18 protein-coding genes are annotated in these 21,159 nt (G+C 66.7%); 8 read left to right on the top strand and 10 right to left on the bottom strand.

Translation table 11 applies throughout. From position 1 onward, the window contains the following. Positions 1-36 precede the first annotated feature (36 nt). From C8C95_RS04260 to C8C95_RS04245, 4 genes are all read left to right on the top strand, one after another. Positions 37-1,248 (top strand): FAD-dependent monooxygenase, encoded by a 1,212-nt coding sequence (locus tag C8C95_RS04260; protein ID WP_116747766.1) that lies wholly within the window; start codon positions 37-39, stop codon positions 1,246-1,248. A gap of 314 nt (positions 1,249-1,562) precedes the next feature. Then, positions 1,563-3,485: a PrkA family serine protein kinase gene (locus C8C95_RS04255; RefSeq protein ID WP_060984991.1), complete on the top strand. Its 1,923-nt coding sequence runs from the start codon at positions 1,563-1,565 to the stop codon at positions 3,483-3,485. Between the two features lie 47 nt (positions 3,486-3,532). Further along, the gene (locus C8C95_RS04250; RefSeq protein WP_116747765.1) at positions 3,533-4,801 is read left to right on the top strand and encodes a YeaH/YhbH family protein; all 1,269 of its coding nucleotides are present in this window, start codon (positions 3,533-3,535) and stop codon (positions 4,799-4,801) included. Continuing rightward, on the top strand, positions 4,798-6,429 hold the full coding sequence (locus C8C95_RS04245; RefSeq protein WP_116747764.1) for a SpoVR family protein: 1,632 nt from the start codon (positions 4,798-4,800) through the stop codon (positions 6,427-6,429). Before C8C95_RS04250 ends, C8C95_RS04245 begins: the two co-directional genes overlap by 4 nt. A 98-nt stretch (positions 6,430-6,527) precedes the next feature. Here C8C95_RS04245 and C8C95_RS04240 read toward each other — a convergent pair whose 3' ends face one another. Further along, positions 6,528-6,914: a MerR family transcriptional regulator gene (locus C8C95_RS04240; protein ID WP_116747763.1), complete on the bottom strand. Its 387-nt coding sequence runs from the start codon at positions 6,912-6,914 to the stop codon at positions 6,528-6,530. Positions 6,915-7,007: 93 nt separating this feature from the next. On the opposite strand from C8C95_RS04240, the gene C8C95_RS04235 reads away from it, so the two are divergent. Then, complete coding sequence (locus C8C95_RS04235) at positions 7,008-7,490, top strand: hypothetical protein (RefSeq protein ID WP_116747762.1); 483 nt, start codon at positions 7,008-7,010, stop codon at positions 7,488-7,490. Here C8C95_RS04235 and C8C95_RS04230 read toward each other — a convergent pair. After that, positions 7,462-8,640: an MFS transporter gene (locus tag C8C95_RS04230; RefSeq protein ID WP_116750132.1), complete on the bottom strand. Its 1,179-nt coding sequence runs from the start codon at positions 8,638-8,640 to the stop codon at positions 7,462-7,464. The genes C8C95_RS04235 and C8C95_RS04230 overlap by 29 nt on opposite strands. Positions 8,641-9,314: 674 nt before the next feature. Here C8C95_RS04230 and C8C95_RS04225 point away from each other — a divergent pair. Further along, a complete protein-coding gene (locus C8C95_RS04225) occupies positions 9,315-9,677 on the top strand; it encodes an MliC family protein (RefSeq protein WP_056066623.1) in 363 nt (120 codons plus the stop codon). A gap of 95 nt (positions 9,678-9,772) precedes the next feature. On the opposite strand, the gene C8C95_RS04220 is transcribed toward C8C95_RS04225, so the two are convergent. Further along, complete coding sequence (locus tag C8C95_RS04220) at positions 9,773-10,315, bottom strand: hypothetical protein (protein ID WP_133246206.1); 543 nt, start codon at positions 10,313-10,315, stop codon at positions 9,773-9,775. After that, entirely contained in the window at positions 10,299-11,126 is an 828-nt protein-coding gene (locus tag C8C95_RS04215) for a DUF6502 family protein (RefSeq protein WP_116747760.1), read from the bottom strand. The genes C8C95_RS04220 and C8C95_RS04215 overlap by 17 nt, the downstream gene beginning before the upstream one ends. A 180-nt stretch (positions 11,127-11,306) precedes the next feature. On the opposite strand from C8C95_RS04215, the gene C8C95_RS04210 reads away from it, so the two are divergent. Then, complete coding sequence (locus C8C95_RS04210; RefSeq protein ID WP_165836509.1) at positions 11,307-13,322, top strand: beta-propeller domain-containing protein; 2,016 nt, start codon at positions 11,307-11,309, stop codon at positions 13,320-13,322. A gap of 141 nt (positions 13,323-13,463) precedes the next feature. Here C8C95_RS04210 and kynA read toward each other — a convergent pair whose 3' ends face one another. The 6 genes from kynA to C8C95_RS04180 all read right to left on the bottom strand — a co-directional run bounded on the left by kynA (position 13,464) and on the right by C8C95_RS04180 (position 19,031). Next, on the bottom strand, positions 13,464-14,351 hold the full coding sequence (gene kynA, locus C8C95_RS04205) for a tryptophan 2,3-dioxygenase (protein ID WP_116747758.1): 888 nt from the start codon (positions 14,349-14,351) through the stop codon (positions 13,464-13,466). Between the two features lie 18 nt (positions 14,352-14,369). After that, entirely contained in the window at positions 14,370-15,680 is a 1,311-nt protein-coding gene (kynU, locus tag C8C95_RS04200) for a kynureninase (RefSeq protein ID WP_116747757.1), read from the bottom strand. 96 nt (positions 15,681-15,776) lie between these two features. Continuing rightward, positions 15,777-16,433, bottom strand: a complete 657-nt coding sequence (gene kynB / locus C8C95_RS04195; protein ID WP_116747756.1) for an arylformamidase — start codon at positions 16,431-16,433, stop codon at positions 15,777-15,779. Positions 16,434-16,558: 125 nt separating this feature from the next. Continuing rightward, positions 16,559-16,897, bottom strand: a complete 339-nt coding sequence (locus C8C95_RS04190) for a YkgJ family cysteine cluster protein (protein ID WP_116750131.1) — start codon at positions 16,895-16,897, stop codon at positions 16,559-16,561. 53 nt (positions 16,898-16,950) lie between these two features. Continuing rightward, positions 16,951-18,369, bottom strand: coding sequence for an ATP-binding protein (locus C8C95_RS04185; RefSeq protein WP_243415628.1), 1,419 nt, complete (start codon positions 18,367-18,369; stop codon positions 16,951-16,953). Further along, positions 18,366-19,031, bottom strand: a complete 666-nt coding sequence (locus tag C8C95_RS04180) for a response regulator transcription factor (protein WP_056067070.1) — start codon at positions 19,029-19,031, stop codon at positions 18,366-18,368. The genes C8C95_RS04185 and C8C95_RS04180 overlap by 4 nt, the downstream gene beginning before the upstream one ends. Before the next feature lie 123 nt (positions 19,032-19,154). On the opposite strand from C8C95_RS04180, the gene C8C95_RS04175 reads away from it, so the two are divergent. Beyond that, positions 19,155-21,140, top strand: coding sequence for a S9 family peptidase (locus C8C95_RS04175; RefSeq protein ID WP_165836508.1), 1,986 nt, complete (start codon positions 19,155-19,157; stop codon positions 21,138-21,140). Positions 21,141-21,159 lie beyond the last annotated feature (19 nt).

Raw genomic sequence — 21,159 nt, 5'->3', positions numbered from 1 at the left:
AAAGGCCCGCCAGCGCGCGCAGTTCACAATCGCGCCATGAAAAAACAGGTGTTGGTCGCCGGTGGCGGCATTGGCGGCTTGGCCGCTGCGTTAGGCGCATCGCGGGCGGGATGGGAGGTGCGGCTGTACGAGCGTGCTGCTGCCTTCAGCGAAGTGGGTGCGGGCGTGCAGATTGGGCCCAACGTGGTGCGCCGCTTGCAGGCCTGGGGCCTGCAGCAGCCGCTGCAAGCAGTGGCGGCCTTCCCCAGCCGGCTGCAGGTGCGCAACGCCGTCAGCGGCAAGGACCTGGCCGTGTTGCCCCTGGGGCCCACAGCGGTGGAGCGCTACGGCGCGGCCTACGCCACCATCCACCGTGCGGACCTGCATGGCCTGCTGCTGTCTGCAGTGACCCAATACACCGACGCGCAACTGCATCTAGAGCATGCCATCGACAGCTTTGCAGATGCCGACGGCGTGGTGACCGTGCGCACCAGCCGGGGCAAGGAGGTCGAGGGCGATGCCCTGATCGGTGCCGATGGCCTCTGGAGCCGCACACGCACCCAGCTTCTGGGCGCTGTGCCGCCGCGCGTGACGGGGCATCTGGCCTATCGCGCGCTGGTGCCGCAGCATGCGCTGCCCGACGCCTTGCGCACGGCGCAGGTTACCGCGTGGCTGGGCCCGCGCCTGCATGCGGTGCAATACCCCGTGCGCCGGGGCGAGCTGCAGAACCTGGTGGTCATCGTGCAAGGGCCTGCGCCGCAAGACCTGGAGAACTGGGACCACGCCGCCAACGCCGCTGGCCTGGATCATGCGCTGCAAGGCACCTGCACTGCGCTGCAGGACGTGGTGCGCAGCGTGAGCGCCGTGGGTGGTGCTGGCTGGCGCCTGTGGCCCTTGTGCGACCGCCCGCCGGTGCGCAGCGCCGACGAGATGGCACAAGGCCTGGTGGCCCTGCTGGGCGATGCCGCGCACCCCATGCGGCCGTACCTGGCGCAGGGGGCTGGCATGGCCATTGAAGACGCGGCCGAGCTGCAGCGGGCGTTGGCCATGCATGACCTCGATGTACCGCTGCGCCTGCGCCGCTATGCGTTGAACCGCTGGCAGCGCAACGCGCGGGTGCAGGCCAGGTCCACGCGCAATGGTCGCATCTTCCACGCCACGGGGCCCGTGCGCTGGGGGCGCGACCTGTCGTTGCGCCTGCTGGGTGAACGCGTGCTGGATGTGCCGTGGCTCTACCGGGGCGATGGCTCCAGCGCCAGCTCCTTGTGACGGGGAGTGTGGGCAGGCCCTGCGAATGAGCCTCAGGCGCAGGGGTCGCGTACGGGGCTTCGGAAGGACCTCCCGGTTGTCAGGATATTCCCTATCCGGGGCAACCCCTGCCAGTGTTTTGCAGGGTGAACTTCGTGCAGTGTGCCACGCTCTATCCCTGTATGTGCAACGCCACAAAAAGGCCAGTCACATGCCCGCGAATTGGCTGTTCAAGCGCAGTTCGTGGTGCTACAAAGTACCAAGCCGGTAGCGATTGCCAATGCAACACCGTGGTACCACCTGAGCCCGCCAGGGGTGCCGCCACAGGAGGTCGTATGGATGCCATCAGCAACTTCGCCGCGCGCTACGCCCGTAGCCGCGAAGAGGAAATGTCGATCGACGAGTACCTCGCCGAGTGCAAGCGTGATCCCATGGCCTACGCCACATCGGCCCAGCGCATGCTGGCCGCCATTGGCGAGCCCGAGATGGTGGACACGCGCAACGACCCGCGCCTGTCGCGGCTCTTTGCCAACAAGGTCATCAAGCGCTATCCGGCCTTCACCGAGTTCTACGGCATGGAGGAGTCCATCGAACAGGTGGTGAGCTTCTTCCGCCATGCCGCGCAGGGGCTGGAAGAGCGCAAGCAGATCCTTTACCTGCTGGGCCCTGTGGGTGGCGGCAAAAGCTCCATTGCCGAGCGCCTCAAGGCGCTGATGCAGAAGGTGCCGTTCTATGCCCTCAAGGGATCGCCGGTCAATGAATCGCCGCTGGGCCTGTTCGATGCCGCAGAAGACGGCCCCGTGCTGGAGGAGCAGTTCGGCATTCCGCGCCGCTACCTGCAGCGCGTGCTGTCGCCCTGGGCGGTCAAACGGTTGGAAGAGTACGGTGGCGACATCCGCCAGTTCCGGGTGGTCAAGCGCTACCCCAGCGTGCTCAAGCAGGTGGGCATTGCCAAGACCGAGCCGGGCGACGAGAACAACCAGGACATCTCCAGCCTGGTGGGCAAGGTGGACATCCGCAAGCTCGAAACCTTTGCGCAGGACGATACCGACGCCTACAGCTACAGCGGCGGCCTGTGCCTGGCCAATCAAGGGCTGCTGGAGTTTGTGGAAATGTTCAAGGCGCCCATCAAGGTGCTTCACCCGCTGCTCACGGCCACGCAGGAGGGCAACTACAAGGGCACCGAAGGCTTTGGCGCCATCCCGTTTGACGGCGTGGTACTGGCGCACAGCAACGAAAGCGAATGGAAGGCGTTTCGCAATAACAAGAACAACGAGGCGTTCCTCGACCGCATCTACATCGTCAAGGTGCCGTACTGCCTGCGCGTGAGCGAGGAGATCCGCATCTATGAAAAGCTCATCCGCGAATCGTCGCTGGGCAACGCCGTGTGCGCGCCCGGTACGCTCAAGATGATGGCGCAGTTCGCCATCCTCACACGGCTGAAGGAGCCTGAGAACTCCAGCATCTTCAGCAAGATGCAGGTGTACGACGGTGAGAGCCTGAAGGACACCGACCCGCGCGCCAAGAGCTACCAGGAGTACCGTGACTACGCGGGCGTGGACGAGGGCATGACGGGCATCTCCACGCGTTTTGCGTTCAAGATCCTGTCGAAGGTGTTCAACTTTGACAGTGCCGAGGTGGCCGCCAACCCGGTGCACCTGATGTATGTGCTGGAGCAGCAGATCGAGCGCGAGCAGTTCCCTGCCGAGCTGGAGACCAAGTACACCGGCTACATCAAGGAGTTCCTGTCGCCGCGCTACGCCGAGTTCATCGGCAAGGAGATACAGACGGCGTACCTGGAAAGCTACAGCGAGTACGGCCAGAACATCTTTGACCGCTACGTCACCTACGCCGACTACTGGATCCAGGACAACGAGTACCGCGACACCGACACCGGCGAGGTGTTCGACCGCAGTGCGCTCAACGCCGAGCTGGAGAAGATCGAGAAGCCCGCCGGCATCGCCAACCCCAAGGACTTCCGCAACGAGATCGTCAACTTTGTGCTGCGCGCGCGCGCCAACAACCAGGGCAAGAACCCCAGCTGGACCAGCTACGAAAAACTGCGGCTGGTGATCGAGAAGAAGATGTTCTCCAACACCGAAGAGCTGCTGCCGGTGATCAGCTTCAACGCCAAGGCCAGCGCCGAAGAGGCCCGCAAGCACGAGGACTTCGTCACCCGCATGGTGAACAAGGGCTACACGCCCAAGCAGGTGCGGCTGCTGTGCGAGTGGTACCTGCGCGTGCGCAAGAGTAGCTAGGGTCGGTGCCTGGGCCACAGGCCCTGCATGGGGAACGGGAGCAACGGATGGCATTGCAAATCATCGACCGCAGGCTCGCTGGCAAGAACAAGTCGGTGGGCAACCGCGAGCGATTTGTTCGCCGCTACAAGGAACAGATCGCGGATGCGGTGCGCCGTGCCGTCTCGCAGCGCGGCATCCGCGACATGGAGCAGGCCGAGAACATCACCATCCCGCGCAAGGACATCAGCGAGCCCGTCTTCCACCACGGCCAGGGCGGCATCCGCGACACCGTGCACCCCGGCAATGCAGAGCATGTGCGTGGCGACCGCATCGAGCGGCCCCAGGGCGGTGCGGGCGGGCGCGGATCGCAGGCCAGCGACAGCGGTGAGGGCGAAGACGACTTCACCTTCACGCTGACCAAGGAAGAGTTCATGCAGCTCTTTTTTGAAGACCTCGCGCTGCCGCACCTGCTGCGCACCCACATTGGCGAGAACCCGCAGTGGAAGTCGCGCCGCGCAGGCTACAGCCAGGACGGCATCCCCAACAACCTGGCCGTGCTGCGCACCATGCGCGGCGCTTTGGGCCGGCGCATTGCACTGGGCAAGTCGGCGCACCGCGAGCTGCTGGCGCTGCAGGCCGAACTGGACGCCCTGCTGGCGCAGGACGACGGCACCAGCGAGGCGGTGGCTGAGTTGCAGCGCCGCATCGATGCGCTCACGGCGCGCATCGGCAAGATTCCGTACCTCGACCCCATCGACCTGCGCTTTCGTGCGCGCACGCCGGTGCCCGTGCCCAGCAGCCAGGCGGTGATGTTCTGCGTGATGGATGTGTCGGGCTCCATGGACGAGACGCGCAAGGAGCTGGCCAAGCGGTTCTTCATCCTGCTGTACCTGTTCCTCACGCGGCACTACGAGACCATCGAGATCGTGTTCATCCGCCACCACACCCAGGCGGCCGAGGTGAGCGAGGAGCAGTTCTTTCATTCCACCGAAAGCGGCGGCACGGTGGTGAGCAGCGCGCTGGTGCTGCTGGACCAGATCATCCGTGCACGCTACCCGCAGGGCGACTGGAACATTTACGTGGCCCAGGCCAGCGATGGTGACAACTTCACCAACGACAGCGGCGTCTGCCGCAACCTGCTGGTGGACAAGATCCTGCCGCTGGTGCGCTACTTTGCCTATGTGCAGGTGGCCGAGGAAGAACAGAACCTGTGGGACGAGTACAGCCAGCTCGCGCCGCTGTACTCCCACTTTGCGATGCGCAAGGTCTCCGCACCCGGTGACATCTACCCGGTATTCCGCGATCTCTTCAAGAAAGAGGGGGTGGCCGCATGAACAACGTGGTGCAGTACCCCGTGCTGGAGCGCCGCCTCAGCGACAACCCCTGGAAGGCCGCTGCCGTGGGCGAGCGCCGCCACCGTGCCGTGCCCGGCCAGCCCCTGCCTGCAGGCGCGCGGCCGGCCGAGCCGTTGCCCGACCCGAGCGACTGGACGTTCGAGCTGATCGAGCGCTACCACGCGGCCATTGCCGCCACGGCCGAGCGCTTTGGCCTGGACACCTACCCCAACCAGCTGGAGATCATCACCGCCGAACAGATGATGGACGCCTACTCCAGCGTGGGCATGCCGGTGAACTACCGGCACTGGAGCTACGGCAAGGAGTTTCTGGCCACCGAGCGGCGCTACCGGCGCGGGCACATGGGGCTGGCGTACGAGATCGTCATCAACTCCAACCCCTGCATCAGCTACCTGATGGAGGAGAACACCACCGCCATGCAGGCGCTGGTGATTGCCCACGCCGCCTATGGCCACAACAGCTTCTTCAAGGGCAACTACCTGTTTCGCATGTGGACCGATGCGTCCAGCATCATCGACTACCTGGTGTATGCCAAGGACTATGTGGCCCAGTGCGAGGAGCGCTACGGCACGGGCGAAGTGGAGCGGCTGCTGGACTCGTGCCATGCCCTGGCCAACTTTGGCGTGGACCGCTACCGCCGCCCCTCCAAGAAGAACCTGGCGCGCGAACGCCTGGAGCGTGCACAGCGCGAAGCTTACGCCCAGCAGCAGGTCAACGAGCTGTGGCGCACGCTACCCACCCGCCCCGGCAAAGAGGATGCCGCGCAAGAGCACAACCGCTTTCCGCAGGAGCCGCAGGAGAACATCCTGTACTTCATCGAAAAGAACGCACCCCTGTTGGAGCCCTGGCAGCGCGAGATCGTGCGCATCGTGCGCAAGATCGCGCAGTACTTTTACCCGCAGCGCCAGACCCAGGTGATGAACGAAGGCTGGGCCACCTTCTGGCACTACACGCTGCTCAACACGCTGTACGAAGAGGGGTATCTGAGTGATGGCGTGATGATCGAATGGCTGGGCTCGCACACCAACGTGGTCTACCAGCCGCCCGTGGGGCACCGCGCCTACAGCGGCATCAACCCCTATGCGCTGGGCTTTGCCATGTACCGCGACATCCAGCGCATCTGCCAGAACCCCACAGCGGAAGACCGGCACTGGTTCCCCGACATCGCAGGCACCCCCTGGCTGCCCGCGCTGGACCATGCCATGCGCAACTTCAAGGACGAAAGCTTCATCGGCCAGTACCTCAGCCCGCACCTGATGCGCGAGATGCGCCTGTTTGCGCTGCACGACGACGCTGGCGAGCGCGACCTGGTGGTCAGCGAGATCCATGACGAGAACGGCTACCGCAGCCTGCGCCAGTTGCTGTCGCAGCAGTACGACCTGGGCACGCGCGAGCCCAACATCCAGGTGTGGAACGTGAACCTGCGCGGCGACCGCAGCCTGACCCTGCGCCACACCCAGTACCAGGGCCGTCCGCTGGCCGACGACACGCACGAGGTGCTCAAGCACGTGGCGCGGCTGTGGGGCTTTGGGGTGCAGATCGAGAGTGCGGACGCCGATGGCAACCACCCGGTGCTGCTGCACCAGGTGCCCGCCTCAGCCGCCTGACAGGGCTGCGTTAGTACCTTCTCAGCGGGTGAAGGAAAATTGCTCTGTTTTTGATAGCTGCTGGCGCATGATGCACTAGCGCTACCGCCCGATTCGGCTCAAAAAACAGGCGAAGAGGCCTTGGCCCGTGGCACCCGGGCCTGCAGCGGGCAGTCGGTGGCCACACGCTCGGCCAACGTCTGGCGCAGGGCCTGCAGCGCGGCAATGCGGTCGTCAATCTCCTGCAGCTTGGCGGCCAGCACCTGCGCCAATGCGGGGCCGGGCTCGGCGGCGTCCCAGATGGCGGGCAGCCGGTCGCCGATCTCCGCCAGGGTAAAGCCCAGCTGCTGCGCAGTGCGGATGTACTGCACCAGCGTCACCACCTCGGGCGGGTAGTCCCGGTAACCGTTGTCCAGGCGGCGCGCGCGAATCAGGCCCTGCTGTTCATAAAAGCGCAGCGCCTCGCGGCTCAGGCCCGAGGCCGTGGCCAGTTCACCGATCAGCATGATCCCGCTCCCTTCACAAAGTGCTTGACCCTAAAGCGTACTTCAAGGTGGAAGCTCGGGGCCTCATTGATCCATTCACAGAGGTTTCCTGTCATGCACATCCCCGTTTTCGATTCCGGCCGTTATCTGCGCATCGTGCGCGCCAGCGGCTGGTACGACCTGCTCGTCACCTGGCCTTTTGCCTTGCCCTGGACCTTCGCCTGGCTCTACGCCCAGCTGAACCTGCTGGCCCAGGCGCTCGCATTGCCCGGCACCTTGCACCCCTTGGACACCACGCACATGCTGCTGGCCAACCTGTTGGGCTCGGTGGTGGTGGTGTGGTCGGTGGCGCGCATCGTGGCGCCCACGGTGTTGCTCGGGCGGCTGGACGGCGTGGCGCGGTTTCTGTTTGCGGCCTGGCAGATCTACGCGGTGGCACACGGCGCCAATGCCATCGTGCTGGGTTTTACCGCGTTCGAGCTGCTGTTTGGCGTGCTGCAGTGGTGGCGCGTGGCGGGCAGCAGCACGGCACTGTGCCCGCCCGGCCCCGCACAGGGGAATGATCGGGTCAATGGGCGGGCGCGGGCAGCAGCCTGAAGGCCAGTGCGCCCACCCCCAGCATGGTGGCAATGGTCAACATCACCGCCACATACGGGTCTGCGCCCTGTGCGGCGGCGATGGAGGCCGCCACGCCCGTCACCCACTGCATCAGCGCTACGCCCAAGAACAGCGCCATGGTGAACACCGCCATGGCACGCCCCGTGACGGCGGGGGCGTAAGCCGAGCGCACATCCGAGTACTGCAGCACCATGTAGCCGGACAGCAGGCCCACGGCCACGGAGCCGCTCACGTCCAGCCATTCGGCATGCAAAAAGCCCATGGCTGCAAACAGCGCCGCCAGCAGGGCCGTAAAGCCCTGCAGCCAGCGCCTGCGCCGTGTGGGTCCGGGGTCCAGCCGACCAAAAAAGGCCGGGCTGAACAGCGACACCAGCGACGACAGCATGGCCACATTGCCGCTGGCTACCAGTGAATAGCCGTGCCGCTCGATCAGCAGCGGCCCCAGCCACAGCCCGCGCAGCGTGAGGAAAGAGGCGTACGTCATCAGCGCCAGCAGCATGATGCCGGCGGTGTGCGGCAGCAGGAACAGCGCGCCAAAGCCACGCACTGCCTCCAGCACCGATTCGCGCGGAGCGGCCTCGTCGATGGGTTGTGCGGGTTCATGCACCTTCCAGAAGATCAGCAGCCAGGCCAGCGCCGCTAGGCCCGCCAGCACGCCAAACCCCATGCGCCAGGACGACTGCTGCACCAGCCAGGCCAGGGGCGTGCCGGTAAACAGCATGCCCAGCCCACCCACCCCCATGGCCACGCCCGACACCATGGCAAACCGCGACGCGGGAAAGTAGCGCGCGATGAACACGGTGCACACCAAAAATGCGGGCGCGCAGCCCACACCGATCAGCACCTGCCCCAGCAGCACCGTGCCATAGCCCGGCGCCAGTGCCGACAACACCGCGCCCGCAATGGTGAGCGGAAACGCCACCAGCAGGGTGCGCCGCACGCCGTACAGGTCGATGCCGATGCCCATGAACAGCTGCATGGTGCCAAAGGCAAACGCAAACGCCCCGGCAAACACCCCCAGCGCTTGTGCCGACAGCCCGAACTCGGCCCGCAAGCCCGTCGCCATGATGGCCGTGATGGTGCGAAACGCCTGGCTCAGCGCAAAGCCCGCCACCAGCGCCAGCAGCATGGCCCAGGCAGTGCGGGGGGCGAGGAGAGGGGTGGCGGGCAAGGGGGTGGGCACGGGGGCAGGTCTCCAGAGCGGATGCCCGTGGCGGTCGAGAGGGGTTCTCTGCCGGCGACCGGGCCCCGCGAGGTTATCCGCTGAGCACGGGCGCTGCTGTCACCCATGGACGGCGGGGAGCCGGCCCGGTGGGCGGAGCAGCCGTACAGGCAGGCTCATAGGGTATGTCCCAGTCCCTCCCGTCCATAACCGACCAAACGCGTCGGATGCTGCGGATTTTGGTGTGTGGGTGCTTGTAATCAGATGTTTCTATCGCTGATTGGGTCCTTCGGTGCTTCCAATCCTGCCCCGTCTGCAGGGGGCTGGGGCCGTCATGAGGGCGCCACAGGGCGCGGGCAGACTTTAGAGGAGGCTCTCGATGTGGGGATCACCCCAATGACGGTGCCGGGGGCCTGGGGCACTCTTGTGTCCATGCGCTGCACCGGGTGTTGGTCACGGCTCTGGAATCGCAAGTTTCGGTCTCTCGCAATCAGGATGGTGCAGGCAGTGGTGAGTGGCAAGGTTTGTGCTTGGGTGATCACCACGGGGCTTTGAATGGGTCCCGGTGGCCGGTGGCCACAAGCCGTTGGATGGAAGTTGTCGGGCGCCGTCAGATGGCGCCGCGATGTCAGGAGTGACCGATGAAGACGATGGTTTTGCTGGGTTCGGGTGCGTTGGCTACCCTCTTGTTGTCGGGCTGCGCGAGCCAGCCCCCCGCGATGCAGGCGTTCAGCGCACCGACCGATGGCAGCAGCATGCAATACGCCTGCGGCAACGGCGAAAAAGTGGAGATGCAGTTCTACCCCGAGCAAGGCCGCAGCGTGATGCGCCGCAGCGGCTGGACGGTGGAGCTGCCCAAGCAGGCTGCCGACAGCGGCTACGCCTACAGCAACGGCCCCACCACGGTGCTGGGCAAGGGCAATGAGCTGACGATCCAGATTGGACACCTGGCACCGATCTGGTGCCGCAGCAACCGCGGCATGATGGTGGCGGGCGTCCAGTAACCTCACCCCTCTTTGTCACCGGCCTGTTCGGGGCTGGTTCGGGTTTCTGTTTTTCCAGGGCCTGTGCAGCCTGTCTGCACAGGCCCTGTGTCGTTTCAGCGCGCCTCGGGCGTGCAGGACCCGGGGGCGGCTGCTGCAGAAGCAGGGCGCTGCTCCAGCGTGCGGGGGGCGACCAGCAGGTTGCCCTGTGCGTCCCGCACGGTAACGACCACCTCGCGGCTGCTGTCGGCGCGGGTGTCGCTGAACTGCAGTTGCATCTCGGCAGCCACAGTGCGGGTTTGGGCTTCGCCCCCGTTGGGAAATTCCGTGGTTTCCAGGGTGCCCTTCAGGAGTGCCAGGCCCTGTGCATCGATCTCCCACGGGCCGGTGAACACAAAGCGCTGGCAGGTGATGTTGAGTTCCACCCGCTCGTTTTCCAACAGCAGGTCCGTGCCACCACAATGCAGAGCGCAGGGGGCTCCTACCGTGAAGCCCGCGCCCGAAAAATAAACCGCTCCGTTGATCGGGCCGGTGCCCGTACCACCGGTGCCGGGACCGCAGGCGGCCAGCACCAGCAGGGTGGTGACAGCCACCAGCCGTCGGGCCGCGAGCAGGGCCATCCGGCCCACCCGGGCCCAGAGTTCAGGAAGGACGTTCATCTTGGTCTGCGGCATAGAAGTAGCTGCCAAAGCGGGCGCGCCGGTTGCGCTCGCCGGGCGGGGTGTTTTGCTGGTCGTGGTCGTAGCGGGCCTGGGCCTCGGTCATCACGGTCTTGAAGGCTTGGCGCCAGGCCTTGGCGGCCACGACGTGCAGGCGGTGGGCTGATTCTTCGCTGAGCTGGTCCACAAACACGGCCTGCTCCAGGTAGTTGTGCTCGCCCTCCAGATTGAGGCTGGCAGCCGCCAAATGGTCGTGCAGGTTGTCCTGCATCAGCTGTGCCATCTCGGCAAAGCCCTGGCGCGGCACAAAGCCGGCGGCCAGCAGGCGGATGAGTCCATCCTCACCTTCCTCGGCCATGCCCAGACGCACCAGTTCGTCGAGCACCGCGCGGGGCCGCACATCGCTGCTGATGCTGGCCACCAGGCCATCGAAGTGCGGGGGCTCGCCGCTGCGGGGTAGGGGGCGGGGCTGGCCCTCATCGTCCAGGCAATCCGTCTGGCTCAGCCAGCGCGCGGCCACCTGGCTGGCCATGTTCAACGGGTTTTCGCCCGCTTCTTCCTCAGCAGCGGGCTCGGCCAGACGGCCGAGGTTGCGCACATCGCGCCGGTGCACGCCCGACATCAGGCTCACCGCGCTGTCGGTGGTCTTCTTGCCTGTGCGCTGCAGTTCGTCATGCGCGGCGTCCAGAAACACTTTCTTCATGGCCGCGGCAAACGCGGGGTAGGCCACGCCATTGCGCAGCAGCAGGCGCGCCAGAGGGCGCAGCACGTGCAGGGCAGAGGCCAGAACGATGGCGGAGCGGGAGGGCATGAAAGAAGGCCGAGGCGCGGCGGGTGTCAGGGTCAGGCTGTGATTGTCATCTGGTTGACGGTTTGAAATTATGTGGGATATTATCCCACTTGTTTGCGATGGGGTGTGGGCCGAAGCCGACGCCGCGCCGTGGGTATCCGCATTCACAGGGAGAACAATCACATGAAGAACCGAGGGTTGATGAACACATTGGCGGGCATATCCCATGCGTCGCCCGCATGGCTGGCCGTAGCCACCGCTGCATTCGTGGCGGGTTGCGGTGGCGGGGAGGGCGGCAACCCGCAAACCCCCAACGAGGCGCGGCTGCAGGTGGCGCGCTCCGGCGATCTGGTGGCCTACTTCAAGGCCAAGATTGCGCAGCGGGTGGCGTTGGGCTATCCGGGCACGGCCATCACCGTGCCCACCGTGGGGGGCTTGAGCAGCGCGGGCAGCGTGGTCACCCACACCGGCGCGCCGCTGGCGGGCGCGGTGGTGGAGGAAGACGCCCTCATCAAGGCCGAGGGCAACATGCTGTATGGCCTGCACCGCGCCTACGCCACCGACACCGGCCGCGAGCCGCCGCGCCTGACTGCCCAGACGCGCGCCGCCGATGGGAGCCTGGCCAGCGTGGGCCGCGCCACGCTGGACGCCAAGTTCATCCCCCAGGGCTTTTATGTGGCGGGCGGCGGTACGCGCGCTGCCGTGCTGTCGCAGCAAGACCCGTATGCCGACCGCCAGCCCGTGGTGGCTGCGGCCGACGCCAGCATCACCGTGTTGCCGGAGTACAGCCGCACGCTGTCGCTGGACCTGTTCGCCATCCACAAGGACATGGCGCCAGCGCAGCTCAAGCAGATGCGCATCGATGGCCTGCTGGTGGGCAGCCGCCTGATCGGCAACATGCTGTACCTGGTCACCACCTGGTCGCCTGACCTCACGCGCTTCACCGTGCCGGCGGGGGCCACGGCATCGGCGGTGGACGCGGCACTCAAGGACCTGAACACCGCCGCGCTGATCCCCACCCTGCGCGTGGATGGCGGCCAGCCGCAGCCGCTGGTCAACGAGGCAGACTGCCTGGTGCAGACGGGCAATGCCTCGCTGTCGCTGCAGCTCACGTCCATCACGGCCATCGACCTCACCTCGTCCAGTCTGGCGCGCACCAGCCGCTGCTTTGCGGGCGGCAGCGAAGCGGTGCACCTGGGCGCGCGCAGCGTGTATGTCGCCAGCTCGCGGCAGTACCGCTATGGCGGTGACGTTGCCAACGCTGTGTTCCCCGCCGACAGCCGCACCGACATCCACAAGTTCAGCTTCCGGGGCGCGCAGGTGGACTACGACGCATCGGGCGGCGTGGACGGCCACCTGGGCTGGGACCTGCGCCGCCTGCCATCGCGCCTGAACGAGTACCAGAACGATCTGCGCGTACTGACCTTCACCGGCAATACGGGCCAGAGCGGCATGCCGCCGGTGACCATCCAGGCCCAGCAGGCCTCCCCCGCGCTGCTGACCGTGCTGCGCGACAGCGGTCGGGACAGCTATCTGGGCCCGCAGGCCAAGCTGCCCATTCGGCTGCGCACGGCGCGGGGCGACCAGCAGATCGACAACCTGTTCTTTGCAGGCGCCCGGGCCTATGCCACACCCTTTACCAACACCGAACCCGTGTGGGTGCTGGACCTTGCCAACCCTGCGAACCCTACGGTGGCAGGCGAGCTGGCTGCGGGCGGCCATGCCGACCACCTGGTTCCGCTTCCGAACGGACTGCTGCTGGGCGTGGGCAAGGACAGCGCCCTGGGCGGCGTTGCCGATGGCATTCAGCTTGCGGTGTTCGATGTGCGCAATGCCGCGCAGGGCAAGCGGCTGGCCGCGCAGACGGCGGGCGGCCGGGGCAGTATCACCACGCTCGACAGCACCCGCCCCGTGCTCAACCTGCAGGCGGTGGATGGCAAGGTGCGCATAGCGTTCCCTGCACGCGTTTACCAAGCGCCCACGGGCGTAGGCACGCCCCCGCCCGTGCGGGGCTACCAGGGCGCCTTGCGGCTGGAGGTGAACACCACCACCGGCGCGCTGGCCCAGCGCTCCATGGTGGTGTCTACCGCCATCCTTAACGGCGACACGCCCGGGCTGTACAGCCGCTTTGACATTGCCAACGAGCGCAGCTTGCAGGTGGACAACGTGGCCTACCAGCTCTCGGGCGGCCAGGTGTTCGCCAGGGCCGGAGACTGAAACGCTGCCGGTTGCGAATCAGGGAGAGAACTATAAAAACGATAGCTGCCAGCGCTTTATCGTTGGGCGCTGGCAGCAGTTAGAAGGCCTGTTCACCAGGGTGGTGAACAGGCCTGTTTTTTTTGGGGCAGCTTGAATTGCTCACAGATCGGTGCGCAGCTTCCAGATCTCCGGGAACAGCACCACGTCCAGCATTTTGCGCAGGTAGCTCACTCCGCCCGTGCCGCCCGTGCCGCGCTTGAATCCGATCACGCGCTCCACCGTGGTCACGTGGCGGAAGCGCCAGAGGCGGAAGGCGTCTTCCAGGTCGGTCAGCTCCTCACCCAGCTGGTACAGGTCCCAGTACTTGTCGGGGTTGCGGTACACGGTGAGCCAGGCCTGCTCCACCGCATCGTTCTCCACATAGGGCTGCGTCCAGTCGCGTTCGGTGTGGCTGGCGGGCACAGCCAGGCCGCGCCGGGCCATCAGGCGCAGGGCTTCGTCGTACAGCGACGGGGCTTCGTAGGCGGCCTGCACCAGTGCCAGCAGGTCGGCGCGGTGCTCGTGGGGCTTGAGCATGGCGCGGTTCTTGTTGCCCATCGAGAACTCGATGCAGCGGTACTGGTAACTCTGGAAGCCGCTGGACTGGCCCAGGTACGGCCGCATGGCGCTGTACTCGGGCGGTGTCATGGTGGCCAGCACGTCCCAGGCGTGCACCAGCTGCTCCATGATCTTGCTCACGCGCGCCAGCATCTTGAACGCGGGCGGCAGCTCGTCGCGCGCAATGTGGCCGATGGCCGCGCGCAGCTCGTGCAGCATGAGTTTCATCCACAGCTCGCTGGTTTGGTGCTGCACGATGAACAGCATCTCGTCGTGCGCGGGCGACAGCGGCTTTTGCGCGGTGAGGATGGCGTCGAGCTGCAGGTAGTCGCCGTAGCTCATGGACTTGCTGAAGTCGAGCTGGGCGCGCTCTTCGTGCACGATGGATTCGGGCAGGGCGGCAGACGCCGGGTTGTTGCCATCGGCAGGGGTTTGCGAGAAAGGGCACATGGTGGTTTGCCTTTCCGATCAGGTGACGGCGTGCGTCTGGTTGAACTCGGCCTTCTGCCACTCGCCGCTCTCCAGCACCTGGCGCAGGTGCTCCACGGCATTCCACACATCCTCAAAGCCCAGGTACAGCGGCGTGAAGCCAAACCGCAGGATGTCCTTGTGGCGGCCCGTGCCGCCATCGCCCTTGCGGAAGTCGCCGATCACGCCGCGCGCAATCAGCGCCTGCACGATGGCGTAGGCACCGCTGCCCTGGCCGTTCACGCCCGCGCCTTCATCGCGGGTCAGGCACACCTGCGAGCCGCGCTGTGCATGGTCACGCGGCGTGGCCAGGCCCAGGCCGTGGCCTGCGCAGCGCTCCTCCACCAGCTGGATGAACAGATCAGTGAGCGCCAGCGACTTGGCGCGCAGCGCGGCCATGCCGCCCAGGCTTTGTGCGGCGGTGAACACATCCAGCCCGCATTGCAGGGCCGACAGGCTGATGATGGGCTGCGTGCCACACAGGTAGCGCGTGATGCCTGGGGCGGGTTGGTAGTCGGGTGTGAAGGCAAACGGTGCGGCGTGGCCCCACCAGCCGGACAGCGGTTGCCAGAAGCGGCTGGCATGGCGCGGGTGCACCCAGGCAAAGGCCGGTGCGCCGGGGCCGCCGTTCAAATACTTGTAGCCGCAGCCAATCGAGAAATCTGCGCCTGCGCCGTTCAGATCGACCGGCACCGCGCCCGCGCTGTGCGCCAGGTCCCAGACGCACAGAATGCCCTGGGCGTGCGCGGCGGCGGTGATGGTGGCCATGTCGTGCATGGCGCCGGTGCGGTAGTTCACGTGCGTGAGCATCAGCACAGCCACGTCGCTGGTGAGTGCTGCGGTGATCTCTTCGGGCTCTACCAGCACCAGCTCCAGGCCGCGCTCCTTGCACAGGCCTTCGGCAATGTAGAGGTCGGTGGGGAAGTTGCTGCGCTCGCTCACGATGCGCTTGCGCGCGGGGCTGTCTTCCCGCGCAATGTTGAGCGCTGCGCTCAGCACCTTGTAGAGGTTGATGGAGGTGCTGTCGGTGCACACCACTTCATCTTTGCCCGCGCCGATCAGTGGGGCGAGCTGGTTGCCCAGGCGCTGGGGCAGGTCAAACCAGCTGGCGGTGTTCCACGATTTGATGAGGTCTGTGCCCCATTCGCGGGTGACCACATCGGCCACGCGTGCTGCAGCGGCCTTGGGGGCCACGCCCAGCGAATTGCCGTCGAGGTAGATCACGCCTGCGGGCAGGGCGAAGTGGTCGCGCAGGGCGCGCAGCGGGTCTTGGGCGTCGCGGGTGCGGCAGTCTTGAAGGGTGATGGACATGGGAGTTGGGGAGATGGTTGCTATGTTATTGATAGCTGCTGGCGCATGTTCTACTGGCGCTTCCAGCCAAAAATGCTTGAAATTCTGCGTGTTGCGCTATTCCAGTGCCCGCAACACGGCCCGCACTGGGGATGCATCGGCCGTGGTCAGCTTGAGCGGCAGGGCGATGAGTTCGTAGTCGCCCTCGGGCACGGCGTCGAGCACCAGGTTTTCGAGCACGCGCAGGCCCCGGCGGCGGATGACCTGGTGGCTCTCCAGTGTCTTGCTGTCGGCCGGGTCGATGCTGGCGGTGTCGATGCCCACCAGCAGCACGCCCAGGTCGGCCAGGCGCTCGATGGTGCCGGGCGCATAGGCAGCCAGCTGGCCGTCCCAGCGGTCCACGGGCATGTGTTCGTAGGTGCGCACCAGCACGCGCTGGGGCAGGGGGCTGTTCACCGCGTGGGCAATGTGTTCCCAGGTGATCAGTGGGCCGCAGCCGATGGCATGGATCACGCGGCAGGGGCCCAGAAACGCGTCGAGCGACACGTCACCGATGGTGGCGCCCTGCGCGTCATAGTGCAGCGGTGCATCGGCGTGGGCGCCCACATGGGGCGACATCGTGATTGCGCTCACGTTGACCGGGCAGCCCGGGCCGATGGTGGCGCACCACTGCTGGCTGTAGGCCGTGTCGCCGGGGAACACGGGGCTGCCCGCAAACACGGGCGGCGAGATGTCCCAAAGCTGGCGGGCGGTGGGGGTAGGGGGCGTTGACATGGGACAAAGTTTGCATGTCCCGAAAAACCCGTGGTGTCGGTTATTTCCAACACCGTGTCGATTTTTTGTTGAGGCCTAAACTATTTTGATGCGGCAGTAGCCCGGCTGCTGGAAGGGGGCCACCTTCACAGAATCAGGCCTTCCTCCAGCGGTGCCAGCCCGTGCCGCGCACGCGCCTTGTGGCAGGCGTAGTCGCCCGCCGAGAACTCGCGGCAGGGCGCGGGGCGCAGTTCGTAGATGCTGCAGGCCACCTGCTGGCCCACCTGGCCGGTCAGCGCAGCGCAGCGGATGGGCACCTGCTCCGTGCCCCGCATGCGGCAGGTGCTGCCGTTCACATCCAGCGCCAGACCGTCGGGCACCGTGCCGCCCATGGCCTGCATCTCGTACACGGCAAAGTCCACGCGAAAGCTGGCGCAGCAGGCGCCGCAGCTGAGGCACGGGTGGGCGGAATCGGCGGTGGTCATGGTGGTCGCGTCGTCGGACATGCAGTGCGTGCGTTCGGCCTGCGGCGGGGCCGTCAGGCGTGGGGGAGGGGAATGCTAACGAAAAAGCCCACGCCTTTGCCATTTACACCCACGCCGATCTGCACCTGCCCGCTCATGCGCAGCACCGCCTGCCGCACGATGGCCAGGCCCAGGCCCGAGCCGCTGGCGGCATGGCCCGCGCCTCGGTAAAAGCGCTCGAACACCCGCTGGTGTTCGGTGGCCGGGATGCCGGGTCCGTCGTCCTGCACCGACAGTTGCAGCGCCGCCCCCCCGCGCCGCAGCGTCACCGCCACGTTGCCGCCATCGGGCGTGTAGCGCAGCGCGTTGTCGATGAGGTTGTGGGCGATGGATTCGAACGCAGGCTGGTCGAGCCGCGCGGGCAAGGTGTCGGGCGCGTCCAGCGACAGCTCGATCTGACGCGCGATGGCCTGCGGCGCAGCCTGCGCTAGCGCGCCGCGCAGCCATTGCGCCACGTCCAGGTCGCGCGGTGCGGGGCGCTGTGCGTCGTCCAGCGCGGCCAGGTCCAGCAGTTGCTGCGCCAAGTGCGAGGTGCGGGCGATGGCCTGCTCCAGGTGGGCCTGGGCCTGCGTGCGTTCCTCCTCGCTGGGCGAGCGGGCCATCACGTGGGCCTGTGCAGTGATGACGGCCAGCGGCGTGCGGATCTCGTGCGCGGCGTCCTGCACAAAGGCGCGCTCGCGCTCCACCTTGTTCCGCAGCTGGGCGAAGAGGTGGTCCAGCGACTGCTCCAGGGGCTTGAGTTCGCCGTGGCGGGCGTTGAAGCCCACCGATTGGAGGTCGTCCTGCCCGCGCTGCGCAATGCGGCTGGCCAGTTGCTGCAGCGGCCGCAGGCCATGGCGTACCGACAGCCACACCGCCAGCAGCACAAAGGGTGACGCCAGCAACAGGTAGGGCAGCAGCGCGCGGCCGTTGTACTGCAGAAAGTTGGAGTCGGTGCGCTTGGTCTCGAACACCCGCAGCACCCAGCGCGCATTGCGGCCGGTGTAGATGCGGAATGACCGGCCTTGCAGGGCGGCTTCTTCAATAAAAGGCTCAGCGCGCGGTGTGGCGGGTGGCAAGGCCACGTTCTGCAGCCCCGGCGATGCGAACACGCGCTGGCCCGATGCCGCATCGAGCAGCTCGTGCATCTGCACCCCGGGCAGCAGCCCGATCTGGCGGCGGCGGACGTTGGTCCAGTGGTCGGTGGCCGCCACAGCCGTGGCGGCGTGTGCAGGATCGGTAACCTGGGCCAGCGAGTCCAACACCGCGTCGCCGTACTTCATCAGGCCCGGGTCGCGGGTGATGGTGTGTTTGTAGTTGACGAAGTTGTAGCCCAGCAGCACCGCCCACACCACCACAAACGCCACCAGCACCGAGGCCACGCTGCGGCGCATCAGCGTGGGTTCGGCCAGCCAGGCCCATGCGCTGCGCAACGCGTGCTTCATCGTGGTCATGCTTGCAACAGGTAGCCCACGCCGCGCACGGTTCGGATCAGCTCCGCCCCGATCTTGCGCCGCAGGTTGGACACATGCACTTCGATGGCGGCAAAGTCCATGGGCTCGCCCAGCGGGTCCAGCCGCTGCGACAGCACGCTTTTGGACACCACCACGCCGGGCTCGCGCGCCAGCTCCAGCAGCAACTGGAACTCGCGCGGCGACAGCTCCAGCGGAAGCCCGGCGCGCTGCACGGCATGACGCCGCGGCTCGATCACCAGCTCGCCCAGCACCCAGCGCTCGCTGGCCTGGCGCGCGCTGCGGCGCAGCACGGCGCGGATGCGCGACATCAGTTCGGCCGTGGCAAAGGGCTTGATCACAAAGTCGTCCGCCCCACCGTCCAGGCCCGCCAGCCGGTCCTCCACGGCCGAGCGCGCCGTGATCACGATGACGGGCACCTGCCCGCTGTGCCCGCTCTGGTTGCGCCAGCGCGCCAGCAGGTCAAAGCCACTGCCGTCGGGCAGTGTCAGGTCCAGCAGCACACAGTCCACCGTCGTGGCGTCCACCGTGGCGGGCGCATCCACCGCGCGGCGCAGCCACTCGCTGGTCAGCCCCTCCACCTTCAGCGCGGACTGCAGCGCGCGGCCCAGATCCAGGTCGTCTTCGATGAGCAGGATGTGCATGGGGCGATTGTGGCGGGAGTGGTGGCCGTCGCGCAGTGCCGCAGCCGCCACCTTTGGCTGGCCTTAAGGCGGGGCTTTGCACAATGGGCGCATTCAATGGCTCAACATATTGGGGGGAAAGCGATGGCATCGACAACCAAACAGGCGATGGTGCGGCGATGGTGGAGCAGCGCAGCGCTTGCTGCTGCACTGGCCTTGGTGGGCTGTGCTTCCGGGCCTACGCACCCTTCGCTGGCTGGGGCGCAATTGCCCGACCTGGTGCCCGTGCGCGACTTTGTGGCCAGCCGGCAGTCCACCGGGGGTTATCGCGTGTCGCCGGATGGAAAGCGCATCGCCTGGTTTGGCACCGACGGCGTGGTGCCCGCAATCTGGGTGCAGTCCATCGATGGGGGCGACGCCAAGGCGTTTCGCATCCGTGCGCGCGCCATCCGCTTCAGTGCCGACAGCCGCTGGCTCGGCATCACGGCCGACCCCACGGGCGATGAAAACACCCGCATCTATGCGGGCCCGGTCGAGGGCCTCGGGACCGACTTGCGCGAGCTGATGCCTGCACCGCGTTCGGTGGCGCATTTTGCGGAGGCGGTCGATGCCTCGTCCGACTTCATCGTCACCTCCAACCAGCGCGACAAAAAGGTGTTTGACCTGTACCGCGTGAACCCTGCGGGCGGGCCACCGGTGCTGATGGCCAGCAACCCCGGCAACGTGGGCTGGTGGGGCGTGGACACCGCAGGCCAACTGCGCGCCCGGGCACAGATCAAGGGCGACCAGGTGCTGCTGGAGCGACCTGGCGCCGAGCCGGGCAGCTGGGTGACGGTGGCAGAGCGCAGCCGGTGGGACACGCTGAACATCTTTGGCCTGCACGATGAGGGGCGCAAGGCCTGGGCCTTGTCGAACCGGGGGCGCGACAAGCTAGCGCTGGTGCGGCTGGACCTGACCACGGGCTCCGAGGAAGAGTGGTTTGCCTCGCCCGACGTGGACCTGGACAGCGTGACGCTGAGCCGCCGCACCCGCGAGCCGCTGCTGGCGCACTTCATGCCGGGATACCCGGCGCGCAAGGTGTTTGACCCGGCGCTCGATGCCCGGCTGTCTGCGCTGGCCGGTGACAAGCCTGCAGAGGTGCTGGTGACGAGCCTGGACCAGACCGACAAGGTGCTCACGGTGGCGGTGGCCACCGACCGTGGCACCCGCAACTACCTGCTGCGCGATGGGCACGAACCCCGCTTTCTGGGCGAGAACCGGCTGAGCCTGATTGCCAAGGACCTGGCCCCCACCGCGCCCATCACCTACACCGCGCGCGATGGTCTCGCCATTCACGGCTACCTCACGCTGCCCGTGGGGGCGGCGCCGCAGCGGCTGCCCACCGTGCTGCTGGTGCATGGCGGCCCCTGGGCGCGTGACCGCTGGGGCGATGGCGCCACCAGCCGCGCCATGCAGCAGTTTCTGGCCAACCGGGGCTATGCGGTGCTGCAGGTCAACTACCGGGGCTCCAGCGGCTATGGCCGCAACCACATGGAAAAGGCCCGGGGCGAGTTCGCGGGCCGCATGCACGACGATCTGGTGGACGGCGTGCGCTGGGCGGTGGAGCGTGGCGTGGCCGACCCGCAGCGCGTGGCGATCTATGGCGCGAGCTACGGCGGCTATTCAGCCCTGGTGGGTGCCACCTTCACGCCCGAAGTCTTTGCGTGTGCCGTGGATGTGGTGGGCGTGACGGACATCGCGCGCCTGCTGGAGGCTGCCCCGCCGTATTGGGAGCTGGGCCTGCCCTGGTGGCACCGCTATGTTGGCAACCCGGCCGTGCCGGAAGACCGTGCGCGCATGGATGCGAAGTCGCCCCTGTACCGGGCGGAGCATGCGCAAAAGCCCATCCTCATCATGCACGGCGTGAACGACCCGCGCGTGAAGCTGGAGCAGTCCGAATGGATGGTGGCGGCCCTGCGCAAGGCGGGCAAAGAGGTGGACTACGTCACCTTCAAAGGGGACGGCCACGGCAACCAGCGCTGGCCCAACAATCTCACCATGTACCGCAAGACCGAGGACTTCCTCGCCCGATGCCTGGGTGGGCGGACCAGCGGTTTTGACTACTACCAGCTGGGCGCGTGGGCGTTCTGATGGGGCAGGCAGTCACTTG

This window comes from Acidovorax sp. 99 (genome assembly GCF_003096455.1).
Lineage (GTDB): Bacteria > Pseudomonadota > Gammaproteobacteria > Burkholderiales > Burkholderiaceae_C > Acidovorax > Acidovorax delafieldii.
The sequence above is the reverse complement of the archived record's forward strand: the minus strand, read 5'-3'. Positions and strand labels throughout refer to the sequence as shown.